The 15,119-nt window shown below is 68.7% G+C and carries 13 protein-coding genes, 4 tRNA genes and 3 pseudogenes; 10 read left to right on the top strand and 10 right to left on the bottom strand.

Translation table 11 applies throughout. The annotated features are described in order from the left end of the window. Nucleotides 1-78: 78 nt before the first annotated feature. The gene (locus G4Q83_RS14505) at nt 79-540 is read left to right on the top strand and encodes a hypothetical protein (protein ID WP_128419612.1); all 462 of its coding nucleotides are present in this window, start codon (nt 79-81) and stop codon (nt 538-540) included. A 30-nt stretch (nt 541-570) separates the two neighbouring features. Here the strand turns inward: G4Q83_RS14505 and lpxH are convergent, their stop codons facing one another. From lpxH to G4Q83_RS14465, 8 genes are all read right to left on the bottom strand, one after another. After that, complete coding sequence (lpxH, locus tag G4Q83_RS14500) at nt 571-1,308, bottom strand: UDP-2,3-diacylglucosamine diphosphatase (protein ID WP_128419581.1); 738 nt, start codon at nt 1,306-1,308, stop codon at nt 571-573. A 164-nt stretch (nt 1,309-1,472) separates the two neighbouring features. Then, a complete protein-coding gene (locus G4Q83_RS14495; protein WP_128419582.1) occupies nt 1,473-2,024 on the bottom strand; it encodes a phosphatase PAP2 family protein in 552 nt (183 codons plus the stop codon). Continuing rightward, entirely contained in the window at nt 2,002-3,141 is a 1,140-nt protein-coding gene (locus G4Q83_RS14490) for a glycosyltransferase family 4 protein (protein ID WP_128419583.1), read from the bottom strand. The genes G4Q83_RS14495 and G4Q83_RS14490 overlap by 23 nt, the downstream gene beginning before the upstream one ends. A gap of 214 nt (nt 3,142-3,355) precedes the next feature. After that, nucleotides 3,356-4,879, bottom strand: coding sequence for an exopolyphosphatase (gene ppx, locus G4Q83_RS14485; protein ID WP_128419584.1), 1,524 nt, complete (start codon nt 4,877-4,879; stop codon nt 3,356-3,358). A gap of 55 nt (nt 4,880-4,934) precedes the next feature. Beyond that, nucleotides 4,935-7,031, bottom strand: coding sequence for a polyphosphate kinase 1 (gene ppk1 / locus G4Q83_RS14480; RefSeq protein ID WP_128419585.1), 2,097 nt, complete (start codon nt 7,029-7,031; stop codon nt 4,935-4,937). Nucleotides 7,032-7,042: 11 nt separating this feature from the next. Beyond that, the gene (phoR, locus tag G4Q83_RS14475; RefSeq protein WP_128419586.1) at nt 7,043-8,368 is read right to left on the bottom strand and encodes a phosphate regulon sensor histidine kinase PhoR; all 1,326 of its coding nucleotides are present in this window, start codon (nt 8,366-8,368) and stop codon (nt 7,043-7,045) included. Nucleotides 8,369-8,436: 68 nt separating this feature from the next. Continuing rightward, nucleotides 8,437-9,126: a phosphate regulon transcriptional regulator PhoB gene (gene phoB, locus G4Q83_RS14470; protein ID WP_128419587.1), complete on the bottom strand. Its 690-nt coding sequence runs from the start codon at nt 9,124-9,126 to the stop codon at nt 8,437-8,439. Between the two features lie 81 nt (nt 9,127-9,207). Continuing rightward, the gene (locus G4Q83_RS14465; protein ID WP_128419588.1) at nt 9,208-10,851 is read right to left on the bottom strand and encodes a M48 family metalloprotease; all 1,644 of its coding nucleotides are present in this window, start codon (nt 10,849-10,851) and stop codon (nt 9,208-9,210) included. Nucleotides 10,852-11,005: 154 nt separating this feature from the next. Between G4Q83_RS14465 and grxC the strand changes: the two genes are divergently transcribed. The 3 genes from grxC (at nt 11,006) to G4Q83_RS14450 (ending at nt 12,900) form a co-directional block, all read left to right on the top strand. Continuing rightward, a complete protein-coding gene (gene grxC / locus G4Q83_RS14460; protein WP_128419589.1) occupies nt 11,006-11,317 on the top strand; it encodes a glutaredoxin 3 in 312 nt (103 codons plus the stop codon). Continuing rightward, nucleotides 11,314-11,718, top strand: a complete 405-nt coding sequence (locus G4Q83_RS14455; protein ID WP_128419590.1) for a carboxymuconolactone decarboxylase family protein — start codon at nt 11,314-11,316, stop codon at nt 11,716-11,718. The genes grxC and G4Q83_RS14455 overlap by 4 nt, the downstream gene beginning before the upstream one ends. 174 nt (nt 11,719-11,892) lie before the next feature. Further along, the gene (locus G4Q83_RS14450) at nt 11,893-12,900 is read left to right on the top strand and encodes an isocitrate dehydrogenase (RefSeq protein ID WP_128419591.1); all 1,008 of its coding nucleotides are present in this window, start codon (nt 11,893-11,895) and stop codon (nt 12,898-12,900) included. 102 nt (nt 12,901-13,002) lie between these two features. Here the strand turns inward: G4Q83_RS14450 and G4Q83_RS14445 are convergent, their stop codons facing one another. Next, nucleotides 13,003-13,779, bottom strand: a complete 777-nt coding sequence (locus G4Q83_RS14445) for a Bax inhibitor-1/YccA family protein (RefSeq protein ID WP_158254988.1) — start codon at nt 13,777-13,779, stop codon at nt 13,003-13,005. Between the two features lie 152 nt (nt 13,780-13,931). On the opposite strand from G4Q83_RS14445, the gene G4Q83_RS14440 reads away from it, so the two are divergent. The 4 genes from G4Q83_RS14440 to G4Q83_RS14425 all read left to right on the top strand — a co-directional run bounded on the left by G4Q83_RS14440 (nt 13,932) and on the right by G4Q83_RS14425 (nt 14,395). Continuing rightward, nucleotides 13,932-14,008 (top strand) — tRNA-Pro (locus G4Q83_RS14440). A 44-nt stretch (nt 14,009-14,052) separates the two neighbouring features. Continuing rightward, nucleotides 14,053-14,129: transfer RNA gene (locus tag G4Q83_RS14435), tRNA-Arg, on the top strand. A gap of 36 nt (nt 14,130-14,165) precedes the next feature. Further along, nucleotides 14,166-14,242 (top strand) — tRNA-His (locus G4Q83_RS14430). 77 nt (nt 14,243-14,319) lie between these two features. Next, a tRNA-Lys gene (locus G4Q83_RS14425) sits at nt 14,320-14,395 on the top strand. Between the two features lie 86 nt (nt 14,396-14,481). Here the strand turns inward: G4Q83_RS14425 and G4Q83_RS23460 are convergent. Further along, nucleotides 14,482-14,628, bottom strand: a pseudogene (locus G4Q83_RS23460) (integrase); the annotation flags it as partial. Between G4Q83_RS23460 and G4Q83_RS24680 the strand changes: the two are divergent. Beyond that, a pseudogene (locus G4Q83_RS24680) lies at nt 14,617-14,771 on the top strand (ISL3 family transposase); the annotation flags it as partial. The pseudogenes G4Q83_RS23460 and G4Q83_RS24680 sit on opposite strands and share 12 nt — an antisense overlap. Continuing rightward, nucleotides 14,760-15,011: pseudogene (locus tag G4Q83_RS24675) on the top strand (DesA/ISL3 alpha bundle tail domain-containing protein); the annotation flags it as partial. The pseudogenes G4Q83_RS24680 and G4Q83_RS24675, both read left to right, overlap by 12 nt. Nucleotides 15,012-15,119 lie beyond the last annotated feature (108 nt).

Below are 15,119 nucleotides of genomic sequence, written 5' to 3'. Positions count from 1 at the left end.
TATGCTGGACCGCAAAACCGGCGATGCCGGTGACCTGTGGTCCACTTCCGGGAATTGGCGATTTTGAAGAGCATCGGGATGCCGGCCGCGCTGGCGCTGGCAGCGCTGGGCATGGGCTGCAGTCCGGCGGCGGATCCAGCGGCGACGCCGCGCTCGGCGCCTGCGCCCGCTGCGGCACCTACCGCGACCATGCAAGCGCGGGCGGTGCCATTGGACGCCACCCGCGCGCTGGCGATGCTGGAAACACGCCTGCAATCGGACCGGACCTATCCCGATCCGCAATGCCTGAGCTACGAAAACGAGGGCAATGCCTGGACCGACATGGCGGCATCGGCGGCGCCTGCCGCCACGCCCGAGGCGGTCGACGTGGCCGTGCGCGAGATTCACGGCGGCGCCTGTCAGGGCGATCCGCAGACCGCGCCGGTGAGGGACCGCTACCGGGTCGAGCGCTCCGGCACCATCCTGTGCTACGACGTGGTCAACGGCGACTACGTCGGCTATGCGCAACGCACCCGCGATCGCGCCGGTGGCATGCTGTAGCCGATCCAGGGCCGCCGCGTCGCGGCGGCGTTACAACTGCTGCAGCGTGCAGCCCTGCGCGTCCACGTGCAGCACCGAGCCCTGTTCATACCAGTCGCCGAGCACGATGCGGCTGCAGGCGCGCCCATCCACGTCCAGGGTATGCAGCGCCGGCCGATGGGTGTGGCCGTGGACCATCCGGCTCACCCCGTAGCGCGCGAAGGTGGCCTGTACCTCGGCCGGCGCCACGTCGGTGACGGTCTCGAACTGTGCGTTGTCGCCCTGCTTCATTGCCGCCTGGCGCGTCTGGCTGGCCGCGCGCGCCTGTTGCGCAAAGGCGATGCGCGCGGCCAGCGGCTGCGCCAGAAACTGCTGCTGGAACGCCGGGTCGCGGGTCCGCGCGCGGAACGTCTGGTAGGCGGTGTCGTCGGTGCATAGCAGGTCGCCGTGCAGCAGCAGCGCCGGCTCGCCGTAAAGGTCGATCACGCACGGATCGGGCAGCAGGCGCATGCCGGCGCGGCGCGCGTAGTCGGCGCCGAGCAGGAAGTCGCGGTTGCCGTGCATGAACGATACCGGCACGCCGGCATCGCCCAGCGCATGCAGCGCGAGCGCTACCGCGTCGGCCGCCGTGGACGGCGTGTCGTCGCCGATCCACGCCTCGAACAGGTCGCCGAGGATGTACAGCGCCTCGGCGCGGCGCGCTTCGCCGCGCAGGAAACCGAGGAACAGCTCGGTGATCGCCGGCCGGGCCGGATCCAGGTGCAGGTCGGAGATGAACAGCGTGGTCATGGGGCATTGTACGGCCGGGACCCGGGGACTCGGGATTTTCGCGATTGCGCCGCATTTCCGCTTTTCTGTAGGAGGGGCTGCAGCCCCTCCTACAGAAAAGCGGTTGGTGTGAAGTTGCAAAAAAGCCGCTTTCCCCTTCGAACCCGAGTCCCGAGTCCCGGCCTTCACCCAAGCAAGGCCGGCATCGGTAGCAGCCACAGCGACACGCCGGCTAGCAGCGCGCCGATGCCGGTGGCGGCGAGCACGTCGCTGGGGTAGTGCAGGCCCAGCACCACGCGCGACAGCGCCACGCAGGCGACGAACGGGATCAGCAACGGGGCCAGCCACGGGTAATAGGCCAGCGCGACGATGCCGAACGACACCGCATGCAGGGTGTGTCCGGACGGAAAACTGAACTCGTCCAGCGGCGCCACCCAGGCGCGGATGCGCAAGTCCGCCGCATAGGGGCGGGGGCGCCGGGTCCAGCGCTTGAGTGCCTTGTACAGGCTCAGTGCGACCACGCCGGTGGCGGCCATGTGTGCGGACGCGAACACCCCGTCCATGCCATCGCAGACCACCAGCAGGGTCATCAACGCGTACCAGAACATGCCGTCGCCGAGCCGGCTGACCATCGCGAAGAAGCGGCGCACCGAGCGTCGCCGGCACCAGTGGTTCGCGCGCCGGCACCAGCGCGCTTCGTGCCCGCGCAGGATCTCAAGCCGCGTCGACGGTGGCATGCGCCCTCCTGCAGGAAGCCAGCTCGCCGAGCAGCGCGTCGAAATCCGCCACCACCCGTTCCGGGCGCAACTGCTGCATCGCCGCGCAGGCGGCAACGCCCAGGCGCCGGCGCAGGGCATCGTCGCCGGCCAGGCGCAGTGCCGCGGCGAGGAAGCCGGCGTCGTCGGCCACCGCCGCACCGTTGAGGCCGTCGCGCAGGTATTCGCGCGCCGCGCCGTAGTCGAAAGCCACCGTGGCCACGCCGCTGGCCATCGCTTCCAGGGTCACGTTGCCGAAGGTCTCGCTGCGGCTGGGGAACAGGAACAGGTCGCCGCTGGCGAAGTGGCGCGCCAGCGCATCGCCGCGCTGCACGCCGCAGAAGACGAAGTCGGGATTTTCCTGCGCCAGACGCCCGCGCATCGGGCCGTCGCCGACCCAGACGAAGCGCGCGTGCGGCCGCACCTGTTGCAACTGACGGAACGCGCGCACCGCCAGCGGCAGGTTCTTTTCCGAGGCGATGCGGCCGACGTACAGCACGGCGCAGCCGTCCGCATCCAGGCCCCATTCGCGGCGCAGTTGCGCATCGCGGCGCTGCGGTTCGAACTGGCGGCTGTCCACCGCACGCGCCAGCAGGCGCACGCGCTCGAAACCCTGCCCGGCGAGGAAGTCCTGCAGCTCGCGGGTCGGCACCAGGGTCGCGTCGGACCGGTTGTGGAAGCGCCGCATCCAGCGCAGCGCGGTCGACTGCAGCCAGGCCGCACCGTACTGCGGCAGGTACTCGTCGAAGCGGGTATGGAAACCGGACGCGATCGGGATGCCCAGGCGCCGCGCGGTGCGCAGCGCGGACCAGCCGAGCGGGCCTTCGGTGGCGATGTAGACCGCGTCCGGCGGCGTGGCCTGCCACAGGCGCGCCAGACGCCGCGGCGCGGGCAAGCCGAACTTCAGGCCGGGATAGCGCGGCAGCGCCGCACCGCGCACCAGATGCGCATCTTCCACGTGCAGATCGCCGGCCTGGCGCGGGCGCACCACATCGACCCGATGGCCACGCGCGCGCAAGCCCAACTCCAGCCCCTGCACGGTCAGCGCGACGCCGTTGACCTCAGGAGGGTACGTCTCGGTGACGATCGCGTAGCGCATGCCGGGGCTCCAGTTTGCCAAAGCTTCGCGCGAGGCGGTGAAGCGGACATGTCCGGCGCATGTAGAAACGATGACGCCGGCCCAGGGCGTCTAGCCGGGCTGCAGCCGAGCGCTCGCCGCGTCCACGATGGCCGGACTTCTCGCCGTGCCGCCGCCGATCCGAAGCGCTTCGCAACGGCCGCAGGCCGGTCATCCCCCATCCCGATCCCGGCCGTCAGGCCACGAACGGCCGGAAACTGATGCCCAGCCCGGCCATGCCTTCGATCTCGCCGATCAGGTCGGCGCGTTGCAGCGGCCGCGATTCGATCCACGGCTGCGACAGGATCAGGTTCAGGTTGTTGCCATCGGCCTTCAGCTCCAGCGACGGGATCGAATCGGACTCGTGCGCGCGATGCAGCAGCACCGCCAGCCGCAGCAGCGCGGCCTTGCGCTTGGCGCCGAGCAGCAGGCGGTCGGGCAGGGCGTCGAACGCGGTCTTGGGCACGTTGCGGCGATGGGTGCGCACCAGCGCCGCCAGCACCTGCTGCTCCTGCCGCGAGAAGCCGGCGATGTCGGAGTGCTCGAGCACGTAGGCGCCGTGCACGTGGTATTGGCTGTGGGCGATGACCTGGCCGAGCTCGTGCAGGCGCGCGGCCCAGCCGAGCATGCGGCCGTCGTCGGCATCCAGCGCCCAATCGGTGGCGACCTGCTCGAACAGCGCCATCGCCGTGCCTTCCACGCGCGCGGCCTGGGCCTCGTCGATGCCGTAGCGCTGGGTGAGCGCGGCGATCGCGGTCTGGCGCGGATCGTTTTCGCCGCCGCGGCCGAGCATGTCGTACAGGATGCCTTCGCGCATCGCCGCCTTGCTGACCATCAGGCGCTGCAGGCCCAGGGCCTGGAACGCGGCTTCCAGCACCAGCACGCCGCCGGCGATGATCTGCCGGCGGTCGGCGGACAGGCCGGGCAGGTCGATGTCCTCGATGCGCTTGGCCAGCAGCAGGCGTTCGCGCAGCTGCGGCAGCGCTTCGGCGGTGATCGCGCCCTTGGTCAGCTTCATCGCCGCGCAGATCTCGCCGATCGCCTTGTGCGTGCCCGACGAGCCCAGCGCTTCGTGCCAGCCCAGCGCGCGGTACAGCCCGGCGAACTGCTGGAACTCGGCGCCGATCTCGGTCAGCGCGTCCTTCCACTTCTTCTTCGACAGCTTGCCGCCGGGGAAGAAGCGCCGCGTGCTGGCGATGCAGCCGGCCTGCAGGCTTTCGCGTTCCAGGGTCTGGAAGCCGCGGCCGATGATGAATTCGGTGGAACCGCCGCCGATGTCGATCACCAGCCGGCGCTGGTCGGGCTTGGGCGGCTGCGCATGCGCCACGCCCAGGTAGATCAGGCGCGCTTCCTCGCGTCCGCTGACCACTTCGATCGGATGGCCGAGCGCGGTCTCGCCGGGGATCAGGAACGCCTGCGGCGAGCGCAGCTGGCGCACGGTGTTGGTGGCCAGCGCGCGCACCCGCAGCGACGGCACGTCGCGAATGCGCTGGCCGAAGCGCGCCAGGCACTCCAATGCGCGTTGCCGTGCGTCGGCCGACAGCCGGCCCTTGCTGTCCAGGCCGTCGGCCATGCGCACTGTCTCGCGCAGGCGATCCACCACCCGCAACTGTTCGAGTTGATACCGCGCCACCACCATGTGGAAACTGTTGGAACCCAGGTCGACGGCGGCCAGCAGGTCGCCATCGCGCAACGACGTGTACGGGGAGATGGGAGGCATGGGCGGAATGGTAGTCGATCGCGACGGGTGCCGTTCACCGACGCGGCGGCGTGGCTCAGAGCCCGTCGAGCAGCGCCAGCTGCGCCGAATGCGGCGGCTGGTCCTGGCCCGGCGCCAGCTTGCGGTAGTTGCCGCTGGCGTCCAGCTCCCACGCGTTGAGATTGTCGTCCAGGTAGTTCTTCAGCACTTCGCGCTGGATGCGCGCGATCAGTGTCGGATCCAGGATCGGGAAGCAGGTCTCCACCCGTCGCAGCAGGTTGCGCTCCAGCCAGTCGGCGCTGGCGCAGAACAGCTCCGGCGCACCGTCGTTGCCGAACCAGTACACGCGGCTGTGCTCGAGGAAGCGGCCGACGACCGAGCGTACCCGGATGTTGTCCGACACGCCCGGCACGCCCGGACGTAACGTGCACGCGCCGCGCACGATCAGGTCGATCTCGACCCCAGTCTGCGAGGCGGCGTACAGCGCGCGGATCACCTGCGGCTCGTTGAGCGCGTTCATCTTGGCGATGATGCGCCCGGGGCGCCCGGCCAGGGCCAGCTTGGTCTCGCGTTCGATCCGGTGCAGCACGCCCGGATGCAGGGTGAACGGCGATTGCAGCAGGCGCTTGAGGCGGATCTTCGGCGCCAGCCCGGACAGCTGCTGGAACAGCAGGTGCACGTCGTTGCAGATGTCCACGTCGGCGGTGATCAGGCTCAGATCGGTGTAAGCGCGCGCCGTGCCGCTGTGATAGTTGCCGGTGCCCAGGTGCACGTAGCGGCGCAGCTTGCGGCCCTCGCGGCGCACGATCAGCAGCATCTTGGCGTGGGTCTTGTAGCCGACCACGCCGTACACCACCTGCACGCCGGCTTCCTGCAGGCGATCGGCCAGGCCCAGATTGGCTTCCTCGTCGAAGCGCGCGCGCAGTTCGACCACCACGGTCACGTCCTTGCCGTTGCGCGCGGCCAGCACCAGCGCATCGACGATGCCCGAGTCCTTGCCGGTGCGGTACAGGGTCTGCTTGATCGCCAACACCTGCGGATCCACCGCCGCTTGCTTGATCAGGTCCAGCACCGCGGTGAACGCGTCGAACGGATGGTGCAGCAGCACGTCGCCGGCGGCGGCGATGTCGAAGATGCCGTCGTTGTCGCGCAGCGTGCGCGGATTCATCGGCGGGTACTTCAGGTCCGGGCGCTGCACCAGGTCGTAGACCTGGTTGACCCGGCTCAGGTTGACCGGGCCGTTGATGCGGTAGACCGCGTTCTCCGGCAGCGCGAAGTTCTGCAGCAGCGTGCGCACGATCGGCTTCGGGCAGTCCTCGGCGATCTCCAGCCGCACCGCCGGCCGGTAGCCGCGGTCGACCAGTTCGTCGCGCAGCGCCAGCGCTAGGTTCTCCACTTCCTCCTCGTCCACCACCAGCTCGGAATTGCGAGTCACGCGGAACTGGTAGGACCCCATCACCTCCATGCCCGGGAACAGTTCGTCGACGAAGGTGGACAGCACCGAGGACAGGAACACGAAGCTCTGCCCGCCTTCGGCCAGGCTTTCCGGCAGCTGGATGATGCGCGGCAGCGAGCGCGGCGCGCGCACGATCGCCAGGTGACCGACGCGGCCGAACGCGTCGGTGCCCTTCAGCACCACCACGATGTTCAGCGACTTGTTGAGGATCTTCGGGAACGGGTGCGCCGGATCCAGGCCCAGCGGCGACAGCACCGGCATGATCTCGTTGCGGAAGTAGGCGCGCAGCCAGCGCTTCTGCCGCGCGTTCCAGCTGTGGCGGCCGAGCACGCCGATGCCGGCGTCCTTCAGCGCCGGCCGCAGCACGTCGTTCCAGCACCGGTACTGGTGGTCGACCAGCTGCGCGGCGCGGTCGTGGATGGAATTGAGGATCGCGCTCGAACTCAGCCCGTCCGGCGCCGGCGGCAAGCCGAATTCCAGCGCATGGCGCACGGTGGCGGCGCGGATCTCGAAGAACTCGTCGAGGTTGGTGCAGGAAATGCACAGGAAGCGCAGCCGTTCCAGCAGCGGCACGCTCGGATCCTGCGCCTGCGCCAGCACGCGGAAATTGAAGTCCAGCTGCGACAGTTCGCGATTGAGGTACAGCGACGGGTCGCGCAGCGGGTCGCTGGGAACGTCCGGTGGCGGCGTGGGCGGCAGGGCGGCGGCGCGTGGCATGAGGGTACTCGTTAGGCCGAGATCAGGGTGGCACGGTCGTGTCGCGGATGCACGCGGCCCGCGCCGAAGTGGCACGAGAACGTGCTGCCCTTGCCGACTTCGCTTTCGATGTCCAGCCGCGCCTGATGCAGGCCCAGCACATGCTTGACGATCGACAGCCCCAGTCCGGTGCCCCCGCTCTCGCGCGAACGGCTGCTGGAGACGCGGTAGAAGCGTTCGGTGATGCGCGGCAGGTGGTGCGCGGGGATGCCGTAACCGCTGTCGCGCACCGACAGCACCGCACCGTCGCCTTCGCGGGCGAAGACGATGCTGATCGCGCCGCCCGCAGGGGTGTAGCGCACCGCGTTGGTGACCAGGTTGGAGAACGCGCTGTGCAGTTCCTTGTTGGAGCCGACCAGGTCGATATCGGCCTCGTCGTGTACGTCGATGCGGTGCCGGCCCTGGCTGTGCGCCTCGGCCTCGCGGCGCAGCGTGGCCAGCATCGGCGCCATCGAGATGGTCTCCTCGTTGGCGTGTTCCTGCGATTCCAGCCGCGACAGGGTCAGCAGGTCCTCGACCAGCTGGGTCATGCGCTGCGACTGCTTGCGCATCTCGGCGAGCATCGGCCCGGAATCAGGGAAGTCCTCCGGATCGAGCATGTCCAGGTAGCCATGCACCACGGTCAGCGGCGTGCGCAGTTCGTGCGAGACGTTGGCGACGAAGTCGCGGCGCACCTGCTCCAGCTGCAGCAGCTTGCTGACGTCGCGCGCGACCAGCAGCCAGTAGTCGTCGGAGTAGGGGATCAGGCGCAGGTTCAGGCGCAGCCGGTCGTCGATCGGCGAGGGCGTGTCCAGCATCGGTTCGGCGTTGCGGCCGCCGGCCAGCCAGTGCGCCAGCGGCAACGGCTGCAGGCGTTCCACCACCGGCACGTTCAGGTCGCCGGGATGGCGCAGGCCGAGCAGGCTGCCGGCGGCCTCGTTGAACCACTGGATGCGCTGGCTGTTGCGGTCCACCACCACCACTGCATCGGGCAGCGCCGCGGCGGCGGCGCGGTAGGCGCGCAGCATGTCCAGCAGGCGCCGCTTGCGCGTGCGCATTTCCGCCTGACTGCGGTACAGCAGCCGGTCCAACTCGTTCCACACGCCGGTGCCGGCCGGCGGCACCCAGCGCTGACGCGCGGTCAGCCGGCGCAACACGCGGCGCAGGCGCCAGTAGTGCCAGGCCATTACCGCCAGCGACATCAGGGTCAGCGCCATCCACGCATGGCCGCCGAGCCAACCGACCAGCACCGCCAGCAGCAGCAGCGCGGCCAGAGTGCCGAGGGTCTTGAGCCAGGCAAAACGGATGTGGCGGGGCATCGGAAGCGCACTCTGTCGCAATGGATCGTGGTCCTTGTGCCGTTTATAGCAGGCGCCGCAGGCCGCAGTCAGATGGACGACGAGAAGCGATAGCCGGAGCCGCGCACCGTCTGCACCATGTTCTCCACCGCGAACGGCTCCAGGGTCTTGCGCAGCCGGCGGATGTGCACGTCGATGGTCCGCTCCTCGACATAGACACTGCCGCCCCATACGTGGTCGAGCAACTGCGCACGGCTGTAGACGCGCTCCGGGTGGGTCATGAAGAAATGCAGCAGGCGGTACTCGGTGGGGCCGATCGGCACCGGCGCCTCGCCGGCGAACACGCGGTGCGCGGCGCCGTCGATGCGCAGGCTGCCGACCGAGACGCTGCCGTCCTCGTCGTCGTCGCGGGTACGCCGCATCACCGCGCGGATCCGCGCCAGCAGCTCGCGTGCCGAGAACGGCTTGACCACGTAGTCGTCGACCCCGGCTTCCAGGCCGCCGACTCGGTCGTTCTCCTCGCCGCGCGCGGTGAGCATGATGATCGGCACCTCGCGGGTCATCGTGTCCTTGCGCCAGCGCCGGGCCAGCTCCAGGCCGCTGGTGCCGGGCAGCATCCAGTCCAGCAGGATCAGGTCGGGGACGCGGTCGGCGATGGAGGTCTGCGCTTCCCGCGCGTCGCCGGCGTGGACCGGTTCGAAGTCGCCCTTGCGCAGGGCGAATGCCACCATGTCGCGGATGGCGGGTTCGTCGTCGACGATCAGGATGCGTTTCTGCACGACGGCACCGTGGCACTGGGGGAGAGGTCGCCAGTAGACTACGGTTTTGTGACTATTCGATGACTTCCCGGGCGCCGTGTTTCAGCGCTGTAGCACGTCTGGGTCCTGCACGCCCTGGCGGCGCAGCTCCAGCACAGTGGGAGTGATCGCGGCGATGCGCGCGTCGATGCGCGCGCGCGCCACGTAATCCAGGTCGTCGCGCTTCTTCAGGTTGTTCAGCTGGATCAGGGCCTGTTCCGGGCGTCCGTTCAGGTAGGCGGCCTCGGCATAGGCTTCGCCGGCGCGGTTGCCGTCCCCGGCCAGTTCGCAGGCGCGGGCGAAGGTACGCTGGAACACCGGGTCCTCGGCGGCCGCAGCCAGCAGCGGCCGCAGCACCGCCTGCGCGCGCTGGCCCGCCGCGCGTCCGCCCTGCTCGTTCAGCGCCGCGGCATAGCTCAGCGCCACCGCGTTGTTGCTCGGCAGGCGCTTGAGCAGGGCGTCGAAGCGCTGGTTGGCCTGCTGGCTGCGACCGCTGCGGGACTCGGTCTCGGCGACCGCCAGGCCCAGCCACCAGCTGTCCGGGTGCACCTCCAGCAGTTCCTCCAGTGCCTGCGCCGCCGCCTGCTGGCTGCCGCCGCCACGCAGCCTTGCCAGCGCCAGGCCGTAGCGCTGGGCGTCGCTGAGGCCCTGCTTGCGGCCCTGGCGCAGGCCCTCGTACTCGCGCACCGCATCGGCCGGGGTGTTGGCGCTGAGCACGCGCAGGCGCTCGCGGGCCCAGTCGAACTGCCCGCTGGCGCCGCGCGCGTAGTTCCCGAACGGCAGTTGCAGGCCCCCCGGCAGCAGCGGGTTGCTCGGCGCGCCCAGCGGCTGGCTCAGCGACACGTCGTTCGGGTCGACCCGTTCCTGCAAGGTGCCGCCCGGCACGCTGGTGGTCAGCGTCACCATGTGCTTCTTCATCTGCTCGGCGCGCTGCCGCGCCTCGCTGATGCGGGTGGTGGTGACCGGGTGGGTCATCAGGTAGTCGGGGGTGCTGTCGCCGCCCTGGTTGCCGCGCATCGCCAGCGACATGCGCTCGAAGAAGCCGGCCATCGCGTCGACGTCGTAGCCGCTGCGCTGCAGGGTGCGGATGCCCAGGCGATCGGCCTCCGATTCGTTGGAGCGGGTGTAGTCGATCTGGCGCTGCTGCATCAGGCCCATGCCGCTGGCGATCGCCGCCTGGGTGGCGTCGCCGCTGGAGCGGCCGCCGGCCTGCTGCGCGGCGACCACCGCGGCGAGCATGCCGAGCAGGATCGGCACCTGGTCGCGTTGCGCCCGTTCCACGCCGCGCAGCACGTGCTGCTGGGTGATGTGCGCGATCTCGTGCGACAGCACCGCGGCGACCTCGTCCTCGCGCTCGGCGGTCAGCACCAGGCCGGCGTTGACCGCGACGTAGCCGCCCAGGGTGGCGAAGGCGTTGATCTGGCGGTCGCGCAGCATGAAGAAGGTGTACTTCTGCTGCGGCTGGTCGCTGTTGGCGCCGAGCCGGGTGCCCATGGTCTGCAGCCAGTCGTCGATCAGCGGGTCCTCGAGCACGTAGTCGTAGTTGCGCAGTTCGGCCAGCATCATCTTGCCGTACTCGGCCTGGCGCGCCGGGGTCAGCAGCTCGCCCGCCGAGGAGCCGATGTCCGGCAGCTTGTTCTCCTGCGCCGGCGCGACTGCGACGGCGGTAGCCAGGGTGATCGCGAAGGCAAGCGGCAGCGGGCGCAAGGGAAGCTCCAGGGAGAAGGCGGGGCGCCGCGGGCGGCGTCCGGGAACGATGTGGTGAATCCAGGGCAACCCGCAGTGTTGCGGCGGCGGGCTCGAAAATCCAGCCGCCCGCTACCATAGTGGCTTGGACCTCTTTCCTTGCCCGGAGTTTCCCGTGGACACCCAACATGCCGATGACGGCCCGGCCGGCGGGCCGCCGATCACCCTATACTCCACCGCGATCTGCCCGTACTGCGTGGCCGCCAAGAATTTCCTGAAAAGCAAGGGCCGCAGCTGGACCGAGGTGCGCATCGACCTCGACCCGGCCGAGCGCGAGAAGATGGTCGCCCTGGCGCGGCGCACCAGCGTGCCGCAGATCTTCGTCGGCGACATCCATGTCGGCGGCTACGACGACATGATGGCGCTGCACCGCGCCGGCCAGCTGGAGCCGCTGCTCGATGGCAAGGCGCCGGGGTCCCCGGCATGAGCGCGGCGGACGCCGGCGGCGAGGGCCAGGACCGGCTGCGCGAGTTCACCGAGTTCCGCCAGCGCATGAACCAGCGCATCCTGGCCGAGCCGAACCAGGTGATGCGGCGCTTCTTCGCGCTCGACACCCAGACCTACCAGGCCGGCGCGCTCGACGTGAAGACCAAGGAACTGCTCGGCCTGGTCGCCTCGCTGGTGCTGCGCTGCGACGATTGCATCAGCTACCACGTGGCCCAGTGCAAGCAGGCCGGCGTCGGTCGCGACGAATTCTTCGAGACCTTCTCGGTGGGTCTGGTGGTGGGCGGCTCGATCGTGATCCCGCATCTGCGCCGGGCGGTGGATTTCCTCGACCGGCTCGACGCGGGCGCGGCTGACGCGCCGCAGGAACACGCGCACGGCTGAGCAGCCGAGCAAAGCGACCCGGCACGCGCCGCCCGCGGCCGGCGCGCTGCGTTTTGCGCCTGCGGCGGTTTGGGGGCCTTCACCGGCTTGGGGCATAATTACCGTTGAAATCTCCTTGCGCCTGCAGCCCGGGCTTCCGGCTGGCGCCCCCCTCTGTACGGAAACCGCACCCCTATGACGCAGACAATCACGGTCATCCGTGGCGATGGCATCGGCCCCGAGATCATGGACGCCACGCTGTTCGTGCTCGACGCGCTGAACGCCGGCCTCACCTACGAATACGCCGACGCCGGCCTGGTCGCACTGGAGAAGCACGGCGATCTGTTGCCTGCCGCCACCCTGGACTCGATCCGCAAGAACAAGATCGCGCTGAAGAGCCCGCTGACCACGCCGGTGGGCGAGGGCTTCAGCTCGATCAACGTGGCCATGCGCCGCCAGTTCGACCTGTACGCCAACGTGCGCCCGGCCAAGTCGTTCCCCAACACCAAGTCGCGCTTCGGCGCCGGCGTGGACCTGATCACCGTGCGCGAGAATACCGAAGGCGCCTATCTGAGCGAAGGCCAGGAAGTGTCGGCCGACGGCGAGACCGCGGTGTCGATGGCCAAGGTGACCCGCAAGGGGGCTGAGCGCATCGTCCGCTACGCCTTCGATCTGGCGCGGGCGACCGGCCGCAAGAAGGTCACCGCGGTGCACAAGGCCAACATCATCAAGTCCACCTCGGGCCTGTTCCTGAAGGTGGCGCGCGAGGTGGCGGCGAACTACCCGCAGATCGAGTTCCAGGAAATGATCGTCGACAACGCCTGCATGCAGTTGGTGATGCGTCCGGAGCAGTTCGACGTCATCGTCACCACCAACCTGTTCGGCGACATCCTCTCGGACCTGTGCGCCGGCCTGGTCGGCGGCCTGGGCCTGGCCCCTGGCGCCAACATCGGCGTCGATGCGGCGATCTTCGAGGCCGTGCACGGCTCGGCACCGGACATCGCCGGGCAGGGCAAGGCCAACCCGTGCGCGCTACTGCTGGGCGCGGCACAGCTGCTGGACCATGTCGGCCAGCCGCACAACGCCGAGCGCCTGCGCAGCGCCATCGTCGCCACGCTGGAAGCCAAGGACGGGCTGACCCCGGATCTGGGCGGCAGCGGCAACACCATGGGTTTCGCCAAGGCCATCGCCAGCCGTCTCTGAGCGCCAGCGATCATGCAAGAAAAAGGGCGCCCTGGGCGCCCTTTATTCTGTCCTGAAGCTGGCCGGCTCAGCGGAACGGGCTTTGGCCAATCCCGGCTCCCATCAGTTCCGCGACTGCAACTTCGACAGCAAGCGCAAGAACTCGATGTACAGCCACACCAGGGTGACCATCAGCCCGAACGCGCCGTACCACTCCATGTATTTGGGCGCACCCTGCTCCACGCCGCTCTCGATGAAGTCGAAGTCCAGCACCAGGTTCAGCGCCGCCACCACCACTACGAACAGGCTGAACAGGATGCCGATCGTGCCGGAGGCATGGATGTAGGGGATCTGGATGTTGAAGAAGCCGAGCACGATGGTCGCCAGGTACACCAGCGCGATGCCGCCGGTGGCGGCCACCACGCCCAGCTTGAAGTTCTCGGTGGCCTTGATCAGCCCGCTGCGGTAGGCGAACAGCAGTGCGAACAGGGTGCCGAAGGTCAGCAGCACCGCCTGCAGCACGATGCCGTTGAAGCGGTGCTCGTACAGCGCCGAGATCGAGCCCAGGAAGAAGCCTTCCACCAGTGCGTACAGCGGCGCGGTGATCGGCGCCCAGGTTTTCTTGAAGGTGGTGATCATGGCCAGCACGAAGCCGCCGATGGCGCCGCCCAGCACGTAGCCGACGATGCCCGGCGCCACCGCCTCGTTGCCGGCGCCATCGATCGTGATCGACTGGCTCCACGCGAACACGGCCGTCAACACGGTGAGCAGGAGTAGGGCGCCGGTCTTGTTGGCGGTGCCGTTCAGGGTCATCGCCTCGCCGTCGCGCGAGACCACCGCGCCGCTGCCAAGGTCGAGGAAAGTGGATTCCTTCAAGGCGGGGTTGCCGCTGCGGATCATGCTGTTTCTCCCTGTGAAATTGACCATTGGCCATATCGGCCGCAAGTGCCGAGAATAGCGCAGGTCGCGTTGACGACGCATGCCGTTGACACCGGGCCGCGAGGTTCCCACAATAGCCGGCCTTTCCGGCTTCGGCCGCAAGGGTGTTCCGCCGGGGTATAGCGCAGTCTGGTAGCGCGCCTGCTTTGGGAGCAGGATGTCGGGGGTTCGAATCCCTCTACCCCGACCAGTCCGATACTCAGCGGCGGAGAGGAATGCGACAATCCGGTCCGGGCGCCCGTAGCTCAACCGGATAGAGCACCGGCCTTCTAAGCCGGCGGTTACAGGTTCGATTCCTGTCGGGCGCGCCACACCGGCGCAGGCCAGGGCGTTGCAAAGGTTCAATGGTGGCTGTAGCTCAGTTGGTTAGAGTACTGGATTGTGATTCCAGATGTCGGGGGTTCGAGTCCCCTCAGCCACCCCATTGATCGCGTGATCCGATGCTTCGCGGGATGTTGCAACGAGGCAAAAAAGCGCATAAACTGCGCGATCAAGCTTCAAGGGCCGTTAGCTCAGTTGGTAGAGCAGTTGACTCTTAATCAATAGGTCCAAGGTTCGAATCCTTGACGGCCCACCAAATAAAACAGCCACTTGGCGCAAGCCAAGTGGCTGTTTTTCTATCTGCCGGGAAAATTGCCGGGAAAAATAGCGCCGGCGCGCGCGCTATTTGCGACGCGTCGGCGGCGGGACCGGCGGCAGGTCGTGGGCATACCGATTGGTCGTCTCGGGGTTGGCGTGCCCCGCGGCGTCCTGCTTGTCGGCTCGGTTGCCGGCGGTATCGGTAACGCCGCGATGCTTCAGACCATGCTGGTCTACGACCTGTTCCACGTCGTGGCCAAGTATGGCCGGGAGGTCATCCACCGGGTGCGGGTGGATGCGGCCAATCAGTGGCGCCACGACAAGCTGGCGCGCAAGGCGGTCAGCGTGCGCATTGGCTGCTGTTGCGCAACCGGCGCCATCTGGCCGAGCACGAGCAGGTCGAGGTGCTGCAAGCCGATCAGTCGCTGATGACGGCCGAGGTGATGAAGAAACAACTCAAGGCGCTATGGAACGCGCCCACCGCCTGGGCCTGGCGCCGGGCGTGGAATCGGTGGCTGCGCCATGCGCAAGAAAGCCAGATCCCGGCGCTGATGCACTTCGCCAAGTGCTTGCGCCCCTACTGGCGCGGCATCCTCAGCCGGGTGCGCTGGCCCATGCGCACCGGCCTGCTCGAGGGCATCAACAACCGGATCAAGGTCATCAAGTGCATCGCTTCGGCTACCGCGATGACGCCTACTTCTTCCTCAAGATCCGCGCCGCCT

Origin of the sequence: Xanthomonas theicola (assembly GCF_014236795.1) — a bacterium.
Lineage (GTDB): Bacteria > Pseudomonadota > Gammaproteobacteria > Xanthomonadales > Xanthomonadaceae > Xanthomonas_A > Xanthomonas_A theicola.
This window is presented reverse-complemented; position numbering and strand designations above follow the sequence as displayed.